The organism is Sphingomonas sp. BL2 (genome assembly GCF_056680015.1).
This window is the reverse complement of record NZ_CM155261.1, coordinates 609,483-625,375: the sequence shown is the minus strand read 5'-3', so window position 1 is coordinate 625,375 and position 15,893 is coordinate 609,483. Positions and strand designations below refer to the sequence as shown.

General features: G+C 64.4%; 22 protein-coding genes and 1 riboswitch. Of the genes, 10 read left to right on the top strand and 12 right to left on the bottom strand.

Going from position 1 to position 15,893, the window contains the following annotated elements; all coding sequences use genetic code 11:
• Positions 1–380: 380 nt before the first annotated feature.
• Genes AC1ME3_RS02820 through AC1ME3_RS02790 form a run of 7 tightly spaced genes read left to right on the top strand, consistent with a single transcriptional unit; the run spans position 381 to position 4,230 of the window.
• Positions 381–2,174, top strand: coding sequence for a hypothetical protein (locus AC1ME3_RS02820; RefSeq protein WP_480954753.1), 1,794 nt, complete (start codon positions 381–383; stop codon positions 2,172–2,174).
• Positions 2,171–2,584: a hypothetical protein gene (locus tag AC1ME3_RS02815; RefSeq protein ID WP_480954752.1), complete on the top strand. Its 414-nt coding sequence runs from the start codon at positions 2,171–2,173 to the stop codon at positions 2,582–2,584. The genes AC1ME3_RS02820 and AC1ME3_RS02815 overlap by 4 nt, the downstream gene beginning before the upstream one ends.
• 51 nt (positions 2,585–2,635) lie before the next feature.
• On the top strand, positions 2,636–2,947 hold the full coding sequence (locus AC1ME3_RS02810) for a hypothetical protein (protein WP_480954751.1): 312 nt from the start codon (positions 2,636–2,638) through the stop codon (positions 2,945–2,947).
• Positions 2,944–3,264, top strand: coding sequence for a hypothetical protein (locus tag AC1ME3_RS02805; protein ID WP_480954750.1), 321 nt, complete (start codon positions 2,944–2,946; stop codon positions 3,262–3,264). The genes AC1ME3_RS02810 and AC1ME3_RS02805 overlap by 4 nt, the downstream gene beginning before the upstream one ends.
• Entirely contained in the window at positions 3,261–3,812 is a 552-nt protein-coding gene (locus tag AC1ME3_RS02800; protein WP_480954749.1) for a glycoside hydrolase family 108 protein, read from the top strand. The genes AC1ME3_RS02805 and AC1ME3_RS02800 overlap by 4 nt, the downstream gene beginning before the upstream one ends.
• On the top strand, positions 3,809–4,102 hold the full coding sequence (locus tag AC1ME3_RS02795) for a hypothetical protein (protein ID WP_480954748.1): 294 nt from the start codon (positions 3,809–3,811) through the stop codon (positions 4,100–4,102). The genes AC1ME3_RS02800 and AC1ME3_RS02795 overlap by 4 nt, the downstream gene beginning before the upstream one ends.
• On the top strand, positions 4,099–4,230 hold the full coding sequence (locus tag AC1ME3_RS02790; protein WP_480954747.1) for a hypothetical protein: 132 nt from the start codon (positions 4,099–4,101) through the stop codon (positions 4,228–4,230). Before AC1ME3_RS02795 ends, AC1ME3_RS02790 begins: the two co-directional genes overlap by 4 nt.
• Here AC1ME3_RS02790 and AC1ME3_RS02785 read toward each other — a convergent pair.
• The 10 genes from AC1ME3_RS02785 to AC1ME3_RS02740 form a co-directional block, all read right to left on the bottom strand.
• Positions 4,227–4,373: a helix-turn-helix domain-containing protein gene (locus tag AC1ME3_RS02785; protein ID WP_480955745.1), complete on the bottom strand. Its 147-nt coding sequence runs from the start codon at positions 4,371–4,373 to the stop codon at positions 4,227–4,229. The genes AC1ME3_RS02790 and AC1ME3_RS02785 overlap by 4 nt on opposite strands.
• Positions 4,374–4,839: 466 nt before the next feature.
• On the bottom strand, positions 4,840–5,112 hold the full coding sequence (locus AC1ME3_RS02780) for a hypothetical protein (RefSeq protein ID WP_480954746.1): 273 nt from the start codon (positions 5,110–5,112) through the stop codon (positions 4,840–4,842).
• Positions 5,109–5,348 (bottom strand): hypothetical protein, encoded by a 240-nt coding sequence (locus tag AC1ME3_RS02775; protein ID WP_480954745.1) that lies wholly within the window; start codon positions 5,346–5,348, stop codon positions 5,109–5,111. The genes AC1ME3_RS02780 and AC1ME3_RS02775 overlap by 4 nt, the downstream gene beginning before the upstream one ends.
• Entirely contained in the window at positions 5,335–5,586 is a 252-nt protein-coding gene (locus AC1ME3_RS02770; protein WP_480954744.1) for a hypothetical protein, read from the bottom strand. Before AC1ME3_RS02770 ends, AC1ME3_RS02775 begins: the two co-directional genes overlap by 14 nt.
• Positions 5,583–5,747, bottom strand: coding sequence for a hypothetical protein (locus tag AC1ME3_RS02765; protein WP_480954743.1), 165 nt, complete (start codon positions 5,745–5,747; stop codon positions 5,583–5,585). Before AC1ME3_RS02765 ends, AC1ME3_RS02770 begins: the two co-directional genes overlap by 4 nt.
• 207 nt (positions 5,748–5,954) lie before the next feature.
• Positions 5,955–6,140 (bottom strand): hypothetical protein, encoded by a 186-nt coding sequence (locus tag AC1ME3_RS02760; protein WP_480954742.1) that lies wholly within the window; start codon positions 6,138–6,140, stop codon positions 5,955–5,957.
• A complete protein-coding gene (locus tag AC1ME3_RS02755) occupies positions 6,137–6,793 on the bottom strand; it encodes a hypothetical protein (protein WP_480954741.1) in 657 nt (218 codons plus the stop codon). The genes AC1ME3_RS02760 and AC1ME3_RS02755 overlap by 4 nt, the downstream gene beginning before the upstream one ends.
• The gene (locus AC1ME3_RS02750; RefSeq protein ID WP_480954740.1) at positions 6,790–7,203 is read right to left on the bottom strand and encodes a GIY-YIG nuclease family protein; all 414 of its coding nucleotides are present in this window, start codon (positions 7,201–7,203) and stop codon (positions 6,790–6,792) included. Before AC1ME3_RS02750 ends, AC1ME3_RS02755 begins: the two co-directional genes overlap by 4 nt.
• Before the next feature lie 306 nt (positions 7,204–7,509).
• Positions 7,510–8,592 (bottom strand): catalase family protein, encoded by a 1,083-nt coding sequence (locus tag AC1ME3_RS02745; protein WP_480954739.1) that lies wholly within the window; start codon positions 8,590–8,592, stop codon positions 7,510–7,512.
• 8 nt (positions 8,593–8,600) lie between these two features.
• Positions 8,601–10,640 (bottom strand): L-dopachrome tautomerase-related protein, encoded by a 2,040-nt coding sequence (locus AC1ME3_RS02740; protein ID WP_480954738.1) that lies wholly within the window; start codon positions 10,638–10,640, stop codon positions 8,601–8,603.
• Between the two features lie 210 nt (positions 10,641–10,850).
• Here AC1ME3_RS02740 and AC1ME3_RS02735 point away from each other — a divergent pair, with 210 nt between their 5' ends.
• Positions 10,851–11,312: a hypothetical protein gene (locus tag AC1ME3_RS02735; RefSeq protein ID WP_480954737.1), complete on the top strand. Its 462-nt coding sequence runs from the start codon at positions 10,851–10,853 to the stop codon at positions 11,310–11,312.
• Positions 11,313–11,371: 59 nt separating this feature from the next.
• On the opposite strand, the gene msrB is transcribed toward AC1ME3_RS02735, so the two are convergent.
• Both msrB and budC read right to left on the bottom strand, forming a co-directional pair.
• Positions 11,372–11,821: a peptide-methionine (R)-S-oxide reductase MsrB gene (gene msrB, locus AC1ME3_RS02730; protein ID WP_107961427.1), complete on the bottom strand. Its 450-nt coding sequence runs from the start codon at positions 11,819–11,821 to the stop codon at positions 11,372–11,374.
• Between the two features lie 16 nt (positions 11,822–11,837).
• Complete coding sequence (gene budC, locus AC1ME3_RS02725) at positions 11,838–12,599, bottom strand: meso-2,3-butanediol dehydrogenase (RefSeq protein ID WP_480954736.1); 762 nt, start codon at positions 12,597–12,599, stop codon at positions 11,838–11,840.
• A 161-nt stretch (positions 12,600–12,760) separates the two neighbouring features.
• Between budC and AC1ME3_RS02720 the strand changes: the two genes are divergently transcribed.
• Together AC1ME3_RS02720 and AC1ME3_RS02715 are read left to right on the top strand one after the other, a co-directional pair.
• On the top strand, positions 12,761–13,225 hold the full coding sequence (locus AC1ME3_RS02720) for a DUF4126 domain-containing protein (protein WP_480954735.1): 465 nt from the start codon (positions 12,761–12,763) through the stop codon (positions 13,223–13,225).
• Positions 13,226–13,273: 48 nt separating this feature from the next.
• Positions 13,274–15,337 (top strand): TonB-dependent receptor, encoded by a 2,064-nt coding sequence (locus AC1ME3_RS02715; RefSeq protein ID WP_480954734.1) that lies wholly within the window; start codon positions 13,274–13,276, stop codon positions 15,335–15,337.
• A 322-nt stretch (positions 15,338–15,659) separates the two neighbouring features.
• Positions 15,660–15,875, top strand: a riboswitch (cobalamin riboswitch).
• The last annotated feature ends 18 nt before the right edge of the window (positions 15,876–15,893 follow it).

Here is a 15,893-nt window from a genome sequence, read left to right as displayed (position 1 = left end):
TCAATCGGCGAGCGCTGGGTACGCGACGCCTCGAACGCGCTAGTTCAGGTGTTCTCTTCGGCTGCCTCGGCGTTCACTACGGCTGCGGCACCTGATAGCGTTTACGGGGCGTCATCTCGCCCTGGTGGCGCAGTGGTTACGACTAATTCGTCCACCGTTACCGTGACGGGCGGCAAAGCGCCCTACACCTACGCATGGGTGTCAGACGGTGAGGTGGTTGCGACTGCGCCGGCGTCTCAAACGACAGCATTCCGGGCGACCGTCGCCTCAGGGGACAGCCTGTCGTCGACGATCGTCTGCACGGTAACCGACGCAACGGGGCGGACTGCCGATTCAAACGGCGTCATCGCAACCGTCAGCAACTACGGGAAGGAACTGTCATGACCGCGACGTACACCGAGAACGTCGTTGAAGGTGAATACCGGCGCCCGGTGAAAGGCGCTGACGTCTTCCTGTTGAACGAAGATGGCAGCCTCGCGACGACGGTAGGTGCGAATCCGACGGTAACTGACGGCTTCGGCTTCTTCACGTTCACCACGGAAGACGGTGTCTATCTGCGCGAAGTGCGAGTTTCTGGCGTTTCGTATGCGCGGGACTCTATCATCATCGGTAGTCCTCCGCAGCTCACCGGCGCGACCGGCCCCGCCAACAGCACCTACCCCAACCTAACCGCCCTCAAGGCCGCGGACCCGACCAACCTGTCGTTCATCCTGACGACTGCGACCGGCCCCATCACCTACGCCTACGTAACCGGCAACTTCACCGGCGCCGACGACGAAATCAACGTCGTAAAGCTGAATGACGTTCCCCTGACGACCGGCGCGCTTGTGCGGCAGAGCGGGCAAGGCGTCAGCTATCAGCTACCAGCACCCGACACGAAGCCGACCAGCGTTGCTGCTGCTGTTGCGCGCGTGCCTAGTGTCGCGGACTGGGGCGCTACGCCCGACAATCCAGATTGCGGGGCTGCATTCACCAAGGCGCTGCTCTGGCTCGATCAGCAGCGCGCCGCATCTGGCGGCATGACTCCGCAGCTGGAGGTTCCGACCGGAAAATATCGCTACGAGAACTCGCCGAATTTCGGGGTCGCCAATGCAGCCCTGGTTTGCAAGCCGGGGGTAGCGTTCCAGCACACGGGCTCCGGCGTTGGCTTCCTGATCGACGGCGGGGTGGTGGCTGACCCGGCCGATCTGTTCCGCTTCCACCTGCTCGGGCAACCGATCATTCGCGGTAACGCCAATACGACTTACGCCGTCGACATTCGCGCGACGCATCATTCCGAGCTTAGCTTCGACGCAGGTGACGCAGCGTTGGCGGCGGTACGCGTTCGCTTTGCGGTCTGCACCAATTTCAACAACATCCGGGTCACCGGGGTTGGTCGCGGCGGCTTTACGATCATCCCGAAGGACGGCTTAATCCTGGATAAGCGCAACGCAGGGGAAAGCGTTAGCGCCTGCTCTTTTATCAACCCTATCATTGAGCAAGCTTCTAACGTCGGCATCCGGATGATCGATGCCAGCCAGAATACTTTCTATGGAGGCACGTCGGAAGCGAACGGCATCGGCAACCTGAACATCGACGTTCCATGTGTGAGCAACACATTCCTCAACATGGATTTCGAATTTGCGTCCATGTACGATGTTGCATGCTACGGTAAATTCAACCGGCTTATCGGGATATTGTCGGACAAGGTTGTCGCTATTTATGGCGACAACAACGTTGTCGACGGTCACTCCGTCAATGACGTGTCCTGTAGTGGCACAGACAACAGCTTCCTCAATTTCCGCTTTGGTATTGCAGGCGGTACATTTGCCGATGGCGGAACGCGTACCCGAACGCACAATCTCTACGAAAACCCCGCCTTCGCACCTTACGCAGACCAGGTGATTTTGCCTCGGAGCAAGTGGCTAAAGGATCAGGCAGGCAACGAGCGTCTGTATTACGGCCTTGGCGATAACCGCTCCAAATCACCGAACGGCCAGTTAATCGTGCTGAACGGCGTCGATCAGCAATGCGGGTTCCTTGGATCGGATACCGGCTTCCAAAGCGACTCTGTTCTAAAGATCGCGGGCACGAAGGTTCTAGGACTGCAGCGCCCGGCTATCCCTGATGGTGGGGATGCTACAACGCTGTCCATTCTCGCCGCACTCCGCTCACATGGGTTGATCGCGTCATGATGATTGAAGCACCCGCGGGTCTGACACTCGACATGCAACACGTCCAGTTCGACGGCGCTACACAAATCACAGTCGATGGCGAGCAGGTTGCGGCGCCTGACGGTGCCAGTGTCTTGCGCCTTGCGCGTCGCCGCTACGGCGATTGGTACGCCGAGTTCATTATCGGCTGGATGGCATGTTCGGCGGTAGCGAGTTCACGTTTTGAAGCCGTCCGTAGCGCGGCATTGGCGGCTCCCGTGGGTGACCCTGAGTTTCTCGCGGCGCTCATGACAGCGGACGCGCAGGCTGATGCGGCGGAGGCGCAAAATCAGGAACAACGGGCGGCCCATCGCCTGGCGCTACTCGAAGAGGACGCTGCCGAAAACGCTGCCGAGGATGCTGCCATGGCGAGCAGTGGGGACGAGCCATGATCCTCGTCCGGTTCGCCAACGCCTCGAACGACGGGCGGGAGCCTCATGCGCGTGGATGATCAGAGTTATATCCTGCGATACGGGTATGTCGCGCTGGCGGCGTTGTCGGGAGCGTTCACCGCGCTCGGCTTCGTCAAATGGCAGCAGCTATCCCGCGCCGAACTCCTGATGACGCTGGTCGGCGGGTTCTCGTTCGCCATCTTCGTCACGCCGTGGGTCGCGCACGAATGGCTTGGCGTCGCGGAAACGAACACCCGCGCTATCGCAGCGCTCACCTACGTCTTCGGATCCGGCAGCAACATCCTGCTGCCGACGATCATCCGGTCCGTGAAGCGCTTGCTCGGCACGGGAGACGCGGCATGACGTTCGACATCATCAACTCGCTGGCCCGCGCGATCGTGACGTTCGTGTGCGTCTACAAGCTGTACCGCTTCCACGATATGATGATCCCCGCAGAACGTATGGGCCTCGGGTTCATGGCGTCGGGCTCGCTGATGACGGTCCCGATCATCTGGCAGGGGCACCACAGCCCGTTCGATGGCTGGGCGGTATCAGTGATGACGATTGGCCTGGCGGTGTTCCTTGCCGGCCGCACGTGGCGCGATCGTCGGCACCAGCGCGCGAACGATCGACAGATTCAATACTGGGAGGCTCACAAGGCCGGGAAGCGTGGGATATGACAATCCAAACCATCATCGACGGCGTAATCGCGGTAGAAGGCGGCTTTGTCGATCACCCCTCAGATCCAGGCGGTGCTACCAATATGGGTATCACCCAAGCCACAGCGCGCGCGAACGGCTTCCTCGGCGACATGCGCGTCCTGCCGCGGTCAACGGCCTACTCGATCTACTACACCCGCTTCGTCGTCGGCCCGAACTTCGATGATGTACTGGCGATCGATCCCAAGGTCGGTGAAGAGCTTATCGACAGTGGCGTGAACGCTGGCACCGATCGCGCGGCCAAGTGGTTCCAGCACGCTCTCAACGGGCTCAACGAGCGCGGCAAGGCGTATCCGAACATCAACGAGGACGGTGACATCGGTCCCGGCACGATCAAGGCATTCACAGCCTTCCGCAGCCGACGCGGGGCCAACGCCACCCGTATCATGATCCGCGCGCTCGATGCGCAGCAGGGCGCGCATTATCTCTCGCTCGCGCAGGACGACAGCAAGTTTGAGGACTTCCTTGCGGGGTGGCTGCTCAACCGGGTCGGGAATGTGCTGGCATGAACATCCCCAACATCCGCGTCGTCATCGGCGCATGCCTGGTCGCGGTCGTCGGCTACCTCGTATTTAGCGTTTACGCCGTGATGTGGCTGCGGGATGCAACCATGACCGGCGACGTGATCGGGACATGGAAGTCGTTTGCCGTCGCCGCGTTCGCGTTCTGGCTGGGCTCGTCATCGGGCGGGAAGGCCAAGCTCGAGGCGCCGATGCCTGAGGACGCCAAGCAAGCCGCCCGCCAGACAGCCGATGCAGCAAGCGAGCGAGCCGGCCAAATCGAAGGAACCACGCCATGAATCTCGGCAAGCTACTCAAGATCGCGGTAAAGGTGGTGAAAGCTGCCCCGGCCATCGTCGCAGTTGTAAAGCCGATCCTGCGGAAGAAGAAGCGGGAAGTCGATGCAGCAGACAGCGCCGGCGCCTAACCCTTCCTAAGCGCATGCATCACAGTCGTATGATGCCGCCCGACAGCCTGACCGATAGCGTACATGCTGAACCCGTCGTCGTATAACCGCCGCCAGACCTGACAGCGGGCGCGTACGAAGGAAACGGTGCGCGCGGTGCCCATCACGTCGTCAGGGTGCAGATCGTTGGCCGCTGCGGCTTCTGCGGCGTATTGGGCGACTCGGGAGGGTGACGGGGAACGCGACATGCCTGCCTGATAGAACAGGACGGGAACGGATTGCTAGCCCCGCATCGTCACCCATCGCGCTTCGATTGCAACCCGATTCGCGCGGTGGTAGGGTGCTCAAGTCTGAGGCGGCGTGGATGGACACGCTAGAGCAACGTGCAGGCCGCACGAAAACGAGGTGAAAGACCCTCCACTGCTCGAAGAAAGTGGCCAGTCGGTGTCGAGTCCGGCCCTCAGTCCAGTTTCAGGTCCCCGCTCTGCTTCGGCATCGGGCTAGGGTCGGCGGGGTTGGTGTTCGTAGAGCGCCGCCCCGCTGGCTACCGACGATCCCACTCCATGCCGACCGCGTAGGCCGCGGTGATCAGCGCCGCCATGATAAGCATGATCTGCTGGTATTCGGGCATTATGCTTCCTTCTCGTCTAGCGCTGCTTGGATCATGGCACGGTACGAGTCCGCAAAGATGTGCTGGTCATCCTCGCGTATCATCGCAGCCAAGGCCGCAGCGGTCACCATGCGCGCGTCTGGTTCCAGCATAGCGGTTAGGGCGGCTCGGGCGTCATCCTCGTAGTCTCGCCAGCTATGATCGACCATAATCTTGCCGAGTGTGTCCTCTGCGCCAGTCGCGACGTGCCGCGCCGCCATCGACCGCGCCATTCGTTCGATCATCGTAGTCATGTGTCCGATCCCTTCGACAGAGCGAGGGGGCCGTAAGTCGTGGTAAGGTAGCCATGACCATCTGGCTCAACGCCTTTCCATGTCCAGATGCCCTTGCGAACCAACTCCATCACATGCCAGCCCGGCGTTCCGTAAGCCACGTTCGTCAGGCTGTGCAGAGTCGCGCTGCCCTTCTCGACGTACTGTTGCTGCTCGATCGGCAAGTCATGCACGGCTAGCTCTTCAAACAATCCCATCGTCGGCTCCTGCTGGTGGGGGTGGGGTGAAACAACGGCCCATGAGCGCGCTGAACTTAGCTTTGAGGCTGACCTTGCCGCGGTCGAACAGCGCCGACTTGAACCAGAAGTTAGATGGCCATGCGCGCGGCTTCATGCGGCGCTTGAACCGAACTCGACGCGGCTTGCGGACCTCGATGCGGCCGATCGGCTGGCTTGCTGGAATGTGGTAGCGCTGGCGTTCGTTGATCCTGCTCATGCTTCATCCTGGCGGGCGTTCGAGGCGGGGTGGGTGGCCTTCAAGTGCTCGAGTGCGTGGCGTGCTTGTATGCGAGCGAGGCGGCGGACGATCGGCATGGCGCCATCCTTGGTTGCCTCCATCATGCTTTCGAGGGCGCGCGTGACGATATCGCTATCCACGTGGTTTCTCCCGTCCAATTGCGTTGATCGCCGCGGTCACTTTGGCCTGCAACTCGTCATGAATTTCGACGCCACACGGATGCATCTTCTCGCGCGTCGTGATGAAGATGCGCGTCGATTGGAGATGCAGTTCGACCTCCGCGAGCAACATGGCTTGTTCGCGCACGGCTTCTGACGTGTTGACCCAGCTATCGACACACACCCCGCTCATACCCCCACCCCGCCAAGCTGGTCGGTCTCGGAGGTGGGGGTGGGATCAAGGTGACGTTGCGCGAATTCGACGAGCGTATCGACGGCCTTCCACTGATCCGGTGACAGCTCGTAATCACCGAAATACTTGTACTCGGTAGCCTTGATCGCGGTTCGCAGCGCTTCGGCTTCATCCTCGCTCATGCTGCTTGCTCCAATTGGGTGAGGGGGGAGGGGGAATCGGGATAGTCCGCAGCGCGCTCAAGCCGCCTCCGGCAGGGCGCAATCCAACGCAGCCGGGTATCGTTCTCGCCGTCGATCCAAACCAGCCACGCATAGGCGGTCGCGGTCGATCCCTCCGGTGCCAGCCGCCCCTTGTGCATCACCACGCGCTCGGTGAACTGGAGGATGTAGGCGGGCGGGGTGCGCGAGAACAGACGCTCGAATCGTCCCTGTCCTTCAAGGAAAGCGGCGCGCACGATGACAGCAACGCCGGTGCTGGTCTCGAGCGCGCGTTCTATGAACTGCTCGGCAAGGCGGAACGGCGGGTTGGTGATCGTCCAATCCACGTCATCGGGAATCGGCCCGAACAGATAGTCGTTCTGCGGGAACCCGGCGCCATAGTCGTGGATGTCCGCCGCCTCGACGCTGGCGAAGGACTCGGCCAACGGCTTGACCATGTGACCACGATTCGCGGCTGGTTCGCGACAAGTGCGATCGGCTAAGTCCTGATCGACCGTCGCCTGGATCCACTCGCATAGCGCGCGGGTTGCCCAAGGCGGTGTAGGGAAGTCGTCGAGCGAATCGTGCACTTCGACGCGGCGCTGCATAACAGCGGTGGAGCGGTTCTGGCTCATGCCGCCTCACTCCGCTCAACGAGGCGCGCGATCTCGGCTTCGATCTCTGGCGTGCGCGTGAACCACTCGCCGTGCAGGCGAGCGCTGGCGAAGCGGCGGTGGTATTGGCGCTCAAGGCATGGCGGGCCTTCGATGGTCGCCCAAACCTCCAGCGGATAGGCGTTTGCGAGACGTAAATCCTTCAGTCGAACAGCGACCCGGCTCGCGTAACCGATCTTGATCGGCCCATCCCTCGGGCCAATGAAATAGATCGTCGCTTTCGCAGGCGTTGGATTTAGGAACCGGGATGGCGCGTCAGTCGACGCCGGCCACGTAAAGCCGGCCATCGCCGGTTGCCTCAGGAACTCAGCAAGGTCGATCGATGCGCCCTCGCTAACGGTAGATGGATTTTGTATGCGCTTCTTTGCCATGTCGAACCTTTCCCGTTCGGTGTGGTGGGGCTCGTCCGGCAGCAACTGGGCGGGCCCTTTTTGCGTGCGGTAATGACGCGGTAAACACTCGTCAGAATCACGCTTCGTTCTACCACTGTTCAAGGCTGGAACATACGAAAAACCGCAGTTTTCTGCGGGTTTCGCTACACAGCCCTTCGTTGACATCGCAGGGGTCGCAAGTTCAATCCTTGCCACGCCCACCATTGAAAACCCCGCTAGTCCCATGGACTAGCGGGGTTTTTATTTGCCTGGAGCGCAAGCGGGATCCCCGAAGGGATCCTCGTCTCAGACAGGTATCTGGTCGATCGTAGCGGTGTTTTCGGCCTTGATGCCGTTCTCGCCATGCCGCAGCTTCGACAGCGCGTGATAGACCTGCAAACGGGCGCGCATCACCGAACCCAGCGGGCGATGCGCCGCGAGTGCGTGCGCGGGGCGGAACGTCATCACATCGTCGAAATAGCGGACGCGCGCGGCGCTATAGGCCTCCTGCCGCGGGATGCGGATCGTCGCGACGGTCAGGTAGCGGCTCTCACCCTCGGGCCAGTCGACCGACGTATCCTCGATCGGCTGCGTGTCGGCGTTCGCCCAGAGCTGTACGCACAGTTCGAAGACCACTTCGTGTTCGGCGAAATGGCGGACGGCGGCGTGGCGGAAACCGTTTTCGTCCGCTTTCGCGTCGAGTTCCCAACCCTTTAGCGCGGCCTGTTCGGGCGAGGCGGGGAAGGCGCCGAGCTTGGCGACGTAATCGCCGTAGCGGATCGGACATTGGCTGAAATACGGTTCGGCGAGCGGATGACTGAAGGGATGACCGAAAAAGTCCGCCTTGGGGCTTTCGGTGCCGACCGCGTGCAGTGCCTTGTTCACGTTGCGCGCGAGGCTCGACACCGCGCTCTTGAAGCCCTCCGGCAACGGCACTGCCGCACCGATCTTCTTGGCGTCGCTCAGGAAGCCCTGCGCGGTGCCGGACGGAAAGGTCGTGCCCGTCGCGAACACGAAATCCTGCGTGTCGGCATCATGACCCGACAGCTTGTCGCCGAGTACGTCGAAGATCTTGATCGCCATGCCGCGGTGTGTCGAGACGCGGTCGCCGAGCGTCTCGCCGGGCCCTTGCGCGAAGCGGATCGCGACGGGGTGCGTGCCGGGCGTTGCAAACACACCTTGTGCGAGTTCGGGTGGCAGGCCGGGCGCGATCGTCAGTTCGCCGATCACGCACGCCGAACTCTTCGCGTGGCTCGCACGGACCGCATGGCCCTCGCGCTTCTCGACGGTTTGCGTCTGCTGCGACATGCCCTGGATGATGCCGTCGATCGATTTCTGCTCGTCGGGCTGGATGGTCTCGATGTCATCGCTGTAGCGGAGATAGGTCATGTCGGACCTCACTTTGCGGGTGCGAACGAGAACAGCTCGGTCTTGAGCGACGCGGGCGCACCGGGCTTGAACCAGTTGGTGTCCTGGATGTGGCTGGCGGTGACGTAGATGCGGCCGTCGGCACCTTCCGAGAACGTGTCAGGCCAGCGCAGGCGGGCGTCGGTCAGCACCGGCTCGACATGATCGCCGACGAGCCGGGTGATGCCGTTGTTCACCGGCGACGTCAGGTAGAGCGTGCCCGCCTTGCTCATCCACAGGCCGTCGGCGACGTGCGTCTGCGCGACCGTCTTCACGCCCGCGGCCCGCGTCGCCTCGCTGACGCCATCACGCAGCAGCGCGGTGTCGATCGAGTAGAGCGTCTTGCCGGTAAGCGCCTGGTAATAGAGCGTCTTGCCATCGTTGGAGATCGCGATGCCATCCGCGGCAAAGGCGGGCTGGCGACCGTCGGGGCGGACAAGCGGCTTGCCGTCGGTCATCACCTTCACGGTCTTGTCGATCTGCGTCGAGCCGTGCCCGTCGAGCGCGCGGAAGCCCTTGCCGGTTTCGAGATCGATGACGATGATCGCGCCGCGCGTCCCGGAATCGGTGATGTAGCCGGTCTTGCCGTCGGGCGAGAAGCGGATGTCGTTGAGGTAGGTGCCCTGAAGCGCGACGTCGAGCGGCACCTTGATGACCTTGGTCACGCGGTTGGTGGCAAGGTCGATCTTGACCAGCTTGGGCGCACCTTCGAGGATCTTTTCGTTACCGGGCGCGCCGGGATCGAGCACCCAGAGGTTGCCATGGCCGTCGGGGACGATCGACTGCACGCAGACGAAATAGTCGCCGACCGGCATTTCCGCCGACTTCGCGTTGCGCCAGCTGTTCCACTTGGCGTCTGGATAGGCCTTGAGCGAGCCGTCCTTCATCACTTCGGCGACCGAGATCGGCGCGTCGTCGGTCCAGCGGGGGAAGTTGACGAAGCGGCGGCCGTCGGCGGTGACGGCGACGCCGGTCGCCTGGTGATCGAACTGCGCGACCTGGGTGAGCGGGCGACCGCTGGTCTGCGAAGCGGTCTGCGCGCTGGCAACGCCGATCGCCGTGGCGGCGACGACGGCGATCGCGGCAGCGCCGGCGAGGAAGGGCTTGGTCTTGGACATGATAAGGCTCCGGTCGGTGGTGTCGGACAGGTCGGCGGGATTGCCGGTGAAAAGCTGGATGAGATGGCGCGCGACCGCGTCGGGGGCTTCGCGCTGGATGAAATGGCCGACGCCGTTGAGCGTCACGAACGCGAACGGGCCGGTGAACTTGGCCGGCACCGATGCGCTCGCCGATGGCGGATTTACGCCGTCGACCGCGCCCTGGAAATACATCGTCGGCAGCGAGAGCGTCTTGGTCGCCTTCACCTTGTCCTCGAGCCACTGGCTGCGCGGATCGGGCTCGGCCTCGTTCCAGCGCGCGCGGTAGCTGTGCAGCGTGACGTCCGCCCAGTCGGGGTTCTCGAACGATCGTGCGACGCGGGCGAAAGTCGCTTCGTCGAACCAGCCGGAGGGCGACCAGTTGACCCAGTGGATGTGCGCAAAGCCCTTGTGGTCGTCGCGAACGGCCTGCGCACCACGCGCGGTGGCCATGAACCAGTGGTACCATTGGCGCTGCGCCTGCTCGAACGGCGGCGTCGGCATGCCGCCGAGACGGGGCGGGGTGGCGAGCATCGCCATCCGCTCGACGCGATCGGGCCAGCCGACCGCGAGCGCCTCCGCAGTGTTCGAGCCCCAATCATGCCCGGCGACCATGAATGTCTCGATCCCGAGCGCGTCCATCAACGCGATCATGTCCATCGCCAAGATCGCGCTGTTGCCGGTGCGCGGTGCATCGCGCACGAACCGGGTTTCGCCGAAGCCGCGCAAGGTCGGCACGATGGTCCGCAATCCGGCTGCATTGAGCGCGGGGACGACGTCGTCCCAGGTCGATGCGTCGTCGGGCCAGCCGTGGATCAGCAGGACCGGCTGACCGTCGCGCGGCCCGGTATCGGCATAGGCGAGTTCGAGATCGTCGGTGGTCTGGATCGGCATGATGGTCCTCGGTGGATCAGGCGTCGGGCTCGTGGTGGAAGCTCACGGTGGAGCGGGCCGACGCGAAAGGGTCCTGGTATCGAAACAGTCTCGGGAGGCTGCTGTTCCGGCGGCTAAGCCAATGATTCGCAAAGGCGATCGGGCGGCGCGACGTGGTGGGCCGATTTGCGATCCGCGCGTTGTGGACGGCAGAACTTCAAGAGCACGACGATGGATTCACGACGTATGGCCGGTGCGGTCGCAGGTGGCCTGGTAGCCGGGCTGGGCATTACCGCGCTGCTGATGGCGGGCGAGCGCAAGAGCGGCGAACCGTCCGAGATCGTCACGCTCGAACGCAAGACGGCTGAGAAGCTCGGCATCGACATGCCCGCCGCGGCCGCCCTGCCGTCGTTACGCGAGCAGACCGTAACGCAGGGCGGTCACCTGTTGCTGTCTGCGGCGGCGGGTGCGGTCTACGCCGCGACTGTCGACGAGGAAGCGTCGGTCGTTGGATCGGGCCTGGTGTTCGGCGCGGCGTTCTATGCGGCGATGCATTGGATCACGGGGCCGTTGCTTGGCGTAAAACCGCCGGAGTGGCAGGCCGATGCGAAGACGATCGGCATGCACAGCGTGAACCACGCGGTGTTCGGGCTGATCACGGCGCTGGGTGCGAAGCTCGCGACCCGGCGCTGAAGAGAAGTCTCGTCAAGACGTGACGGTGTGTCCGTGCGGCACACCGTCACGCGCCATCGTCAGCCTGCCGCGTCGACCTGCGGCAGGTAAGCGGCATACCCGTTGGCTTCCATCTCGGCGCGCGGGACGAACCGCAGCGACGCCGAGTTGATGCAGTAGCGCAGGCCGCCCTTGTCCTGCGGGCCATCCTCGAACACGTGGCCGAGATGGCTGTCGGCACCCGCCGAACGGATCTCGGTGCGGACCATGCCGTGGCTGCGATCGTGTAGCTCGGCAACGTGCTCGGGCGTGATCGGCTTGGTGAAGCTCGGCCAGCCGCAATGCGAATCGAACTTGTCGGCGGACGCGAACAGCGGCTCGCCAGAGACGATGTCGACGTACAGACCGGGTTCGCGCGTGTTGAGATACTCGCCGGTGCCGGGCCGCTCGGTGCCGCTCTGCTGCGTGACGTGGAACTGCTCGGGGGTGAGCTTGGCGATCGCCTCGTCGGTTTTCTTATAGTCGGTCATGGTGATCCTCTTGCGCTCAGGAGAGCGCTGGTTGGCCGTTCGAGGCGGACAGGCCGCCGTCGACCGGCAGGTTGACCCCGGTTATATAGTGCGCGTCGGCGCTAGCCAAAAACGCGATGGCGCCGGCGATGTCTTCGGGCTGTGCGCCGCGTGCCATTGGGATGCGTTCCTCGAACTTCGCGATCAGGTCGGGCTGGTCCTTCATGCCCGCGGTCAGCGCGGTGTAGGTCAGCGACGGGTTGACCGCGTTGACACGGACGCCGTGCTTCGCCTCGTCCATCGCGAGCGCGCGGGTGAAGTTGGTCACCGCGCCCTTGGCGGCGCAGTAGAAGCTGTGGTTCCAGTCGCCGCCGAGGCCCGATACCGACGAGACGTTGACGATGCAGCCCTTGTTCGCGCGCAGCGTGGCGATCGCGGCGCGGCTCATGTGGACGACGCCGTAGAGGTCGGTTTCGATGACCTTGGTGAATTGGGAGAGGTCGCCCTCGTCGAGCTTGCCGAGATGGTCGACACCGGCGTCGTTGACGAGCACGTCGATGCGGCCGAACTTGTCGTTCGCATGCGCTACCAGCGCCTCGCAAGCGGCCATGTCGGAGACGTCGGTTTCGAGCGTTTCGACGGTCGTGCCGTCGAGGCTGGCCGCGACCTTCGCGAGGCCGTCCGCGTCCTTGTCGCCGAGTACCAGCGTCGCGCCCTCCGCGGCGAAACGACGCGCGGCACCTTCGCCGATGCCGGAGGCGGCACCGGTGATCACCACGATCTTGTCATCGAATCTCATCGATCTGTGTCCTGAAGCTTTGGGGGGATACCGCGATGAACGACCGACATGCGTCCGGGTTTCCGTGCTGAATCAAGGAGATCGCCCGTTCTCCCCAACGGCGGACCCTGGCCGGTCTCGCGTGCGTTGATGCGCTCGAACCTGCTTTCCCGGAGATCATCATGCTCGCATCCTTCCTGATGGGCCTTGTCGGTGGCCAGCGCGCGATGACGCCGCTCGCCGCAGTCGCCATCGCCGCCGCTCGTGACGAACTGCCCGCCGACCATGGTGCGCCGAAGCTGCTGTCGCATCCCGTCGTCGCGGCGGGTGCGCTGGCACTCGCGATCGGCGAGATGGCGGGGGACAAGCAGAAGACCGCGCCCGACCGGATCGTCGCGATCGGTCTGGCCGCGCGGTTCGTCACGTCAGCGATCGCGGGCGCGTCGCTCGTCCCGCGGCGGCAGCGGTGGATCGGCGCCGCGGTCGGTGGACTGACGGCGGTCGCGGCGTCCTATCCCGGCTGGCGTGCGCGGATGGCGGCGATGTCGCAGTACGGCCAGACGCCGACGGGGTTCGTCGAGGATGCGGTGGTTCTTGGCGGCGCGGCGGCGATTGTGCGCAACGCGGCGAAGCTCGGCGCGGCCTGACGTCGGAGGCGTATTCCGGGCGGGCGGAAAAGCTGCCATGCGGCGGCGATGATCCGTATCTCGCTCTCTACGCTCGCCTTCGTGTTGATTTCGTCCGGTGGCGCGGTCGCGCAGACGACCGTCGCGCCTGGCGACCAGCCGGCTGACATCGTCGTCACCGGGCGCGGGCTAGCCGATGCGCCCGGCGATCGTGCGTACGACGTCGTCACGATCGATCGCGCACGGATCCAGGCGAACGCGAGCAATCGGCTGGAGAGCGTGCTGGCCGACGTCGCGGGGCTCCAGCAGTTCCGCCGGTCGGATTCGCGCAGTGCCAACCCGACTAGCCAAGGCATTTCGCTGCGCGGGATCGGCGGCAATGCGTCGAGCCGCGCGCTGCTGATCTTCGACGGTGTGCCGCAGGCGGATCCGTTCGGCGGCTGGGTCGCGTTCCCTGCCTATGCGACGGGGCGGCTCGGGCGCATCCGTGTGACGCGCGGCGGCGGTAGCGGGTATCAGGGGCCGGGTGCGCTGGCCGGGACGGTCGAGCTCGAGAGTGCGACGCCGGACCGGGCGGCGCCTTTCCAGGGCAGTGTCGCGTATGGCAGCCGGGATTCGGTCGATGCTCAGGGGTCGGCTGCACTGGTGCGCGGGTCGGGGTTTGCGACCCTGTCCGGCGCTTACGCGCGGGGGGATGGCTTCACCCCGACCGTCGAGGAGAGCCGGGGGATCGTCGATCGCGCCGCGCCGTACGAGCAGGCGTCGGGGGCGTTGCGGACCGTGGTCGGGATCGGTGCGAAGACCGAATTACAGATGAATGCGAGCGCGTTCACCGATCGGCGCGACCGGGGCAGCGACTTCACCGACAACAAGAGCGAAGGCGCGGATGCGAGCGTCCGGCTCGTCGGGCGCGGGCGCTGGGGCTATTCAGCGCTGGCATATCTGCAGACCCGGGCGTTCGCGAGCAGCTTCAACAGCATCAGTGCCGCGCGGACGACCGCGATCCAATCGTTGAATCAGTATAATACGCCCGCGACCGGGCTTGGCGGACGGATCGAGATCGCGCCGCCGCTGGGCGAGAGCATTACGCTCCGTCTGGGCGCGGATGTTCGCGATGTCAGCGGCAAGACGCAGGAGCTGTACACGTTCGTCAACGCAGCGCCGACGCGGCGGCGCGAGGCCGGCGGGCGCACGACGACGACGGGTGTGTTCGCGGATGGGAGTCTTCTCGCGGGCGACTTCACGTTCAGCCTGGGTGGCCGGGTCGACTGGTGGTCGATCGACGGTGGCTATCTGTCCGAACGGCCGCTGGCGGGCGGCGCTGCGTTGACCAATCTGCGCTATGCCGATCGCGATGGCAGCGAGACGACCGGCCGGGCGGGCGTAGCGTATCAGCCGGTCGAGGCGATCACGTTGCGCGCGGCCGGGTATCGCGGGTGGCGCCTGCCGACGCTCAACGAGCTGTATCGGCCATTCCGCGTCGGCAACGATGCGACCGCGGCGAACGCACTGCTGTCGCCGGAGCGGCTGACCGGGGTCGAGGGCGGGGTGACGCTGACGCCTGCGCCGGGCGTGAGCATTGCCGCGACCTATTTCTACAACCGGCTGAAGGATGCGGTGGCGAACGTCACGACGACCAATCCGCCGCAGGTGTTGCCGGGTGTCACCACCTACCGTGTTCGCCAGAACCTCGACGCGATCCGCGCGCATGGGTTCGAGCTGGATGCGGCGTATCGACCCGGTCCGATTGGCGTGCAGGCGTCGTGGTCGCATACGAATTCGACGGTCGAGGGTTCGGGGATCACGGCTGCGCTGGACGGCTTGCGACCGGCGCAGACCCCGCGCGATCAGGTATCGGGGACGGTCGACTGGCGGCGCGACGCGGCGGCGCTGTCGCTGACGGTGCGGCATATCGGCCAGCAGTTCGATGACGACCAGAATACGCGGGTGCTCGATCCGGCGACCACGCTGGATGCGTATGCGGCGCTGCCGATCCTGCGATCGCTGGTGGCTGAACTGCGCGGAGAGAATCTGTTCAATGAGCGCGTCGAGGCAGGGATCAGCGGCGCGAACATTGTCGAGCGCGCCATGCCGAGGACGATCTGGGTCGGGCTGCGATACGGGCTTCGGTAAGAGTCAATCCGCCCGCAGCCAGGGAAAGAAAGACAGCATGTTTCCCCGCGAAGGCGGGGACCCAGACTGGGCTCCCGCCTTCGCGGGAGAACAAGGAAGGGAAAGCGACGTCCCGACTAACACGCCACCTCCCCGGCGGAGGCCGGGGCCTAGTTGGCGAGGTCGCAGTAACGACGGACCACGCGCAGTTAGCGACGTTTCCCAACTGGGCCCCGGCCTCCGCCGGGGAGGTGCGATGGGCTGTGCCAACCCTACCTCAGCGCGCGCTATCGCGGGTCGATGCTCCTTATCCCCCGCGTTGACCCGTGTCTGGCGCACGACTAATGCCACCCCCGTGAAGGGTTCCCGGCAACGGGATCAAAAGGGAAGTCGGTGCGCGGCCGGGTCGTCACGATCCAAATCCGCAAGACCGGCGCTGTACCCGCAACTGTGACCGGATAGCGGCCACCCCTAATATGCCACTGGGTCTCGACCTGGGAAGGCGGGGTGGGCGCGGCGACCCGGAAGCCAGGAGACCTGCCCCTCACGGTCGATCCACTGCGCGGGCGGGTGTCCG

Bases quoted from the DNA above. Each gene is read 5' to 3' on its own strand.
- AC1ME3_RS02820 (WP_480954753.1), top strand. From the start codon at position 381: ATGACCGCGACGTACACCGAGAACGTCGTTGAAGGTGAATACCGGCGC.
- AC1ME3_RS02815 (WP_480954752.1), top strand. From the start codon at position 2,171: ATGATGATTGAAGCACCCGCGGGTCTGACACTCGACATGCAACACGTC.
- AC1ME3_RS02805 (WP_480954750.1), top strand. From the start codon at position 2,944: ATGACGTTCGACATCATCAACTCGCTGGCCCGCGCGATCGTGACGTTC.
- AC1ME3_RS02800 (WP_480954749.1), top strand. From the start codon at position 3,261: ATGACAATCCAAACCATCATCGACGGCGTAATCGCGGTAGAAGGCGGC.
- AC1ME3_RS02795 (WP_480954748.1), top strand. From the start codon at position 3,809: ATGAACATCCCCAACATCCGCGTCGTCATCGGCGCATGCCTGGTCGCG.
- AC1ME3_RS02790 (WP_480954747.1), top strand. From the start codon at position 4,099: ATGAATCTCGGCAAGCTACTCAAGATCGCGGTAAAGGTGGTGAAAGCT.
- AC1ME3_RS02785 (WP_480955745.1), bottom strand. From the start codon at position 4,373: ATGGGCACCGCGCGCACCGTTTCCTTCGTACGCGCCCGCTGTCAGGTC.
- AC1ME3_RS02780 (WP_480954746.1), bottom strand. From the start codon at position 5,112: ATGACTACGATGATCGAACGAATGGCGCGGTCGATGGCGGCGCGGCAC.
- AC1ME3_RS02775 (WP_480954745.1), bottom strand. From the start codon at position 5,348: ATGGGATTGTTTGAAGAGCTAGCCGTGCATGACTTGCCGATCGAGCAG.
- AC1ME3_RS02770 (WP_480954744.1), bottom strand. From the start codon at position 5,586: ATGAGCAGGATCAACGAACGCCAGCGCTACCACATTCCAGCAAGCCAG.
- AC1ME3_RS02760 (WP_480954742.1), bottom strand. From the start codon at position 6,140: ATGAGCGAGGATGAAGCCGAAGCGCTGCGAACCGCGATCAAGGCTACC.
- AC1ME3_RS02755 (WP_480954741.1), bottom strand. From the start codon at position 6,793: ATGAGCCAGAACCGCTCCACCGCTGTTATGCAGCGCCGCGTCGAAGTG.
- AC1ME3_RS02750 (WP_480954740.1), bottom strand. From the start codon at position 7,203: ATGGCAAAGAAGCGCATACAAAATCCATCTACCGTTAGCGAGGGCGCA.
- AC1ME3_RS02745 (WP_480954739.1), bottom strand. From the start codon at position 8,592: ATGACCTATCTCCGCTACAGCGATGACATCGAGACCATCCAGCCCGAC.
- AC1ME3_RS02740 (WP_480954738.1), bottom strand. From the start codon at position 10,640: ATGCCGATCCAGACCACCGACGATCTCGAACTCGCCTATGCCGATACC.
- AC1ME3_RS02735 (WP_480954737.1), top strand. From the start codon at position 10,851: ATGGATTCACGACGTATGGCCGGTGCGGTCGCAGGTGGCCTGGTAGCC.
- msrB (WP_107961427.1), bottom strand. From the start codon at position 11,821: ATGACCGACTATAAGAAAACCGACGAGGCGATCGCCAAGCTCACCCCC.
- budC (WP_480954736.1), bottom strand. From the start codon at position 12,599: ATGAGATTCGATGACAAGATCGTGGTGATCACCGGTGCCGCCTCCGGC.
- AC1ME3_RS02720 (WP_480954735.1), top strand. From the start codon at position 12,761: ATGCTCGCATCCTTCCTGATGGGCCTTGTCGGTGGCCAGCGCGCGATG.
- AC1ME3_RS02715 (WP_480954734.1), top strand. From the start codon at position 13,274: ATGATCCGTATCTCGCTCTCTACGCTCGCCTTCGTGTTGATTTCGTCC.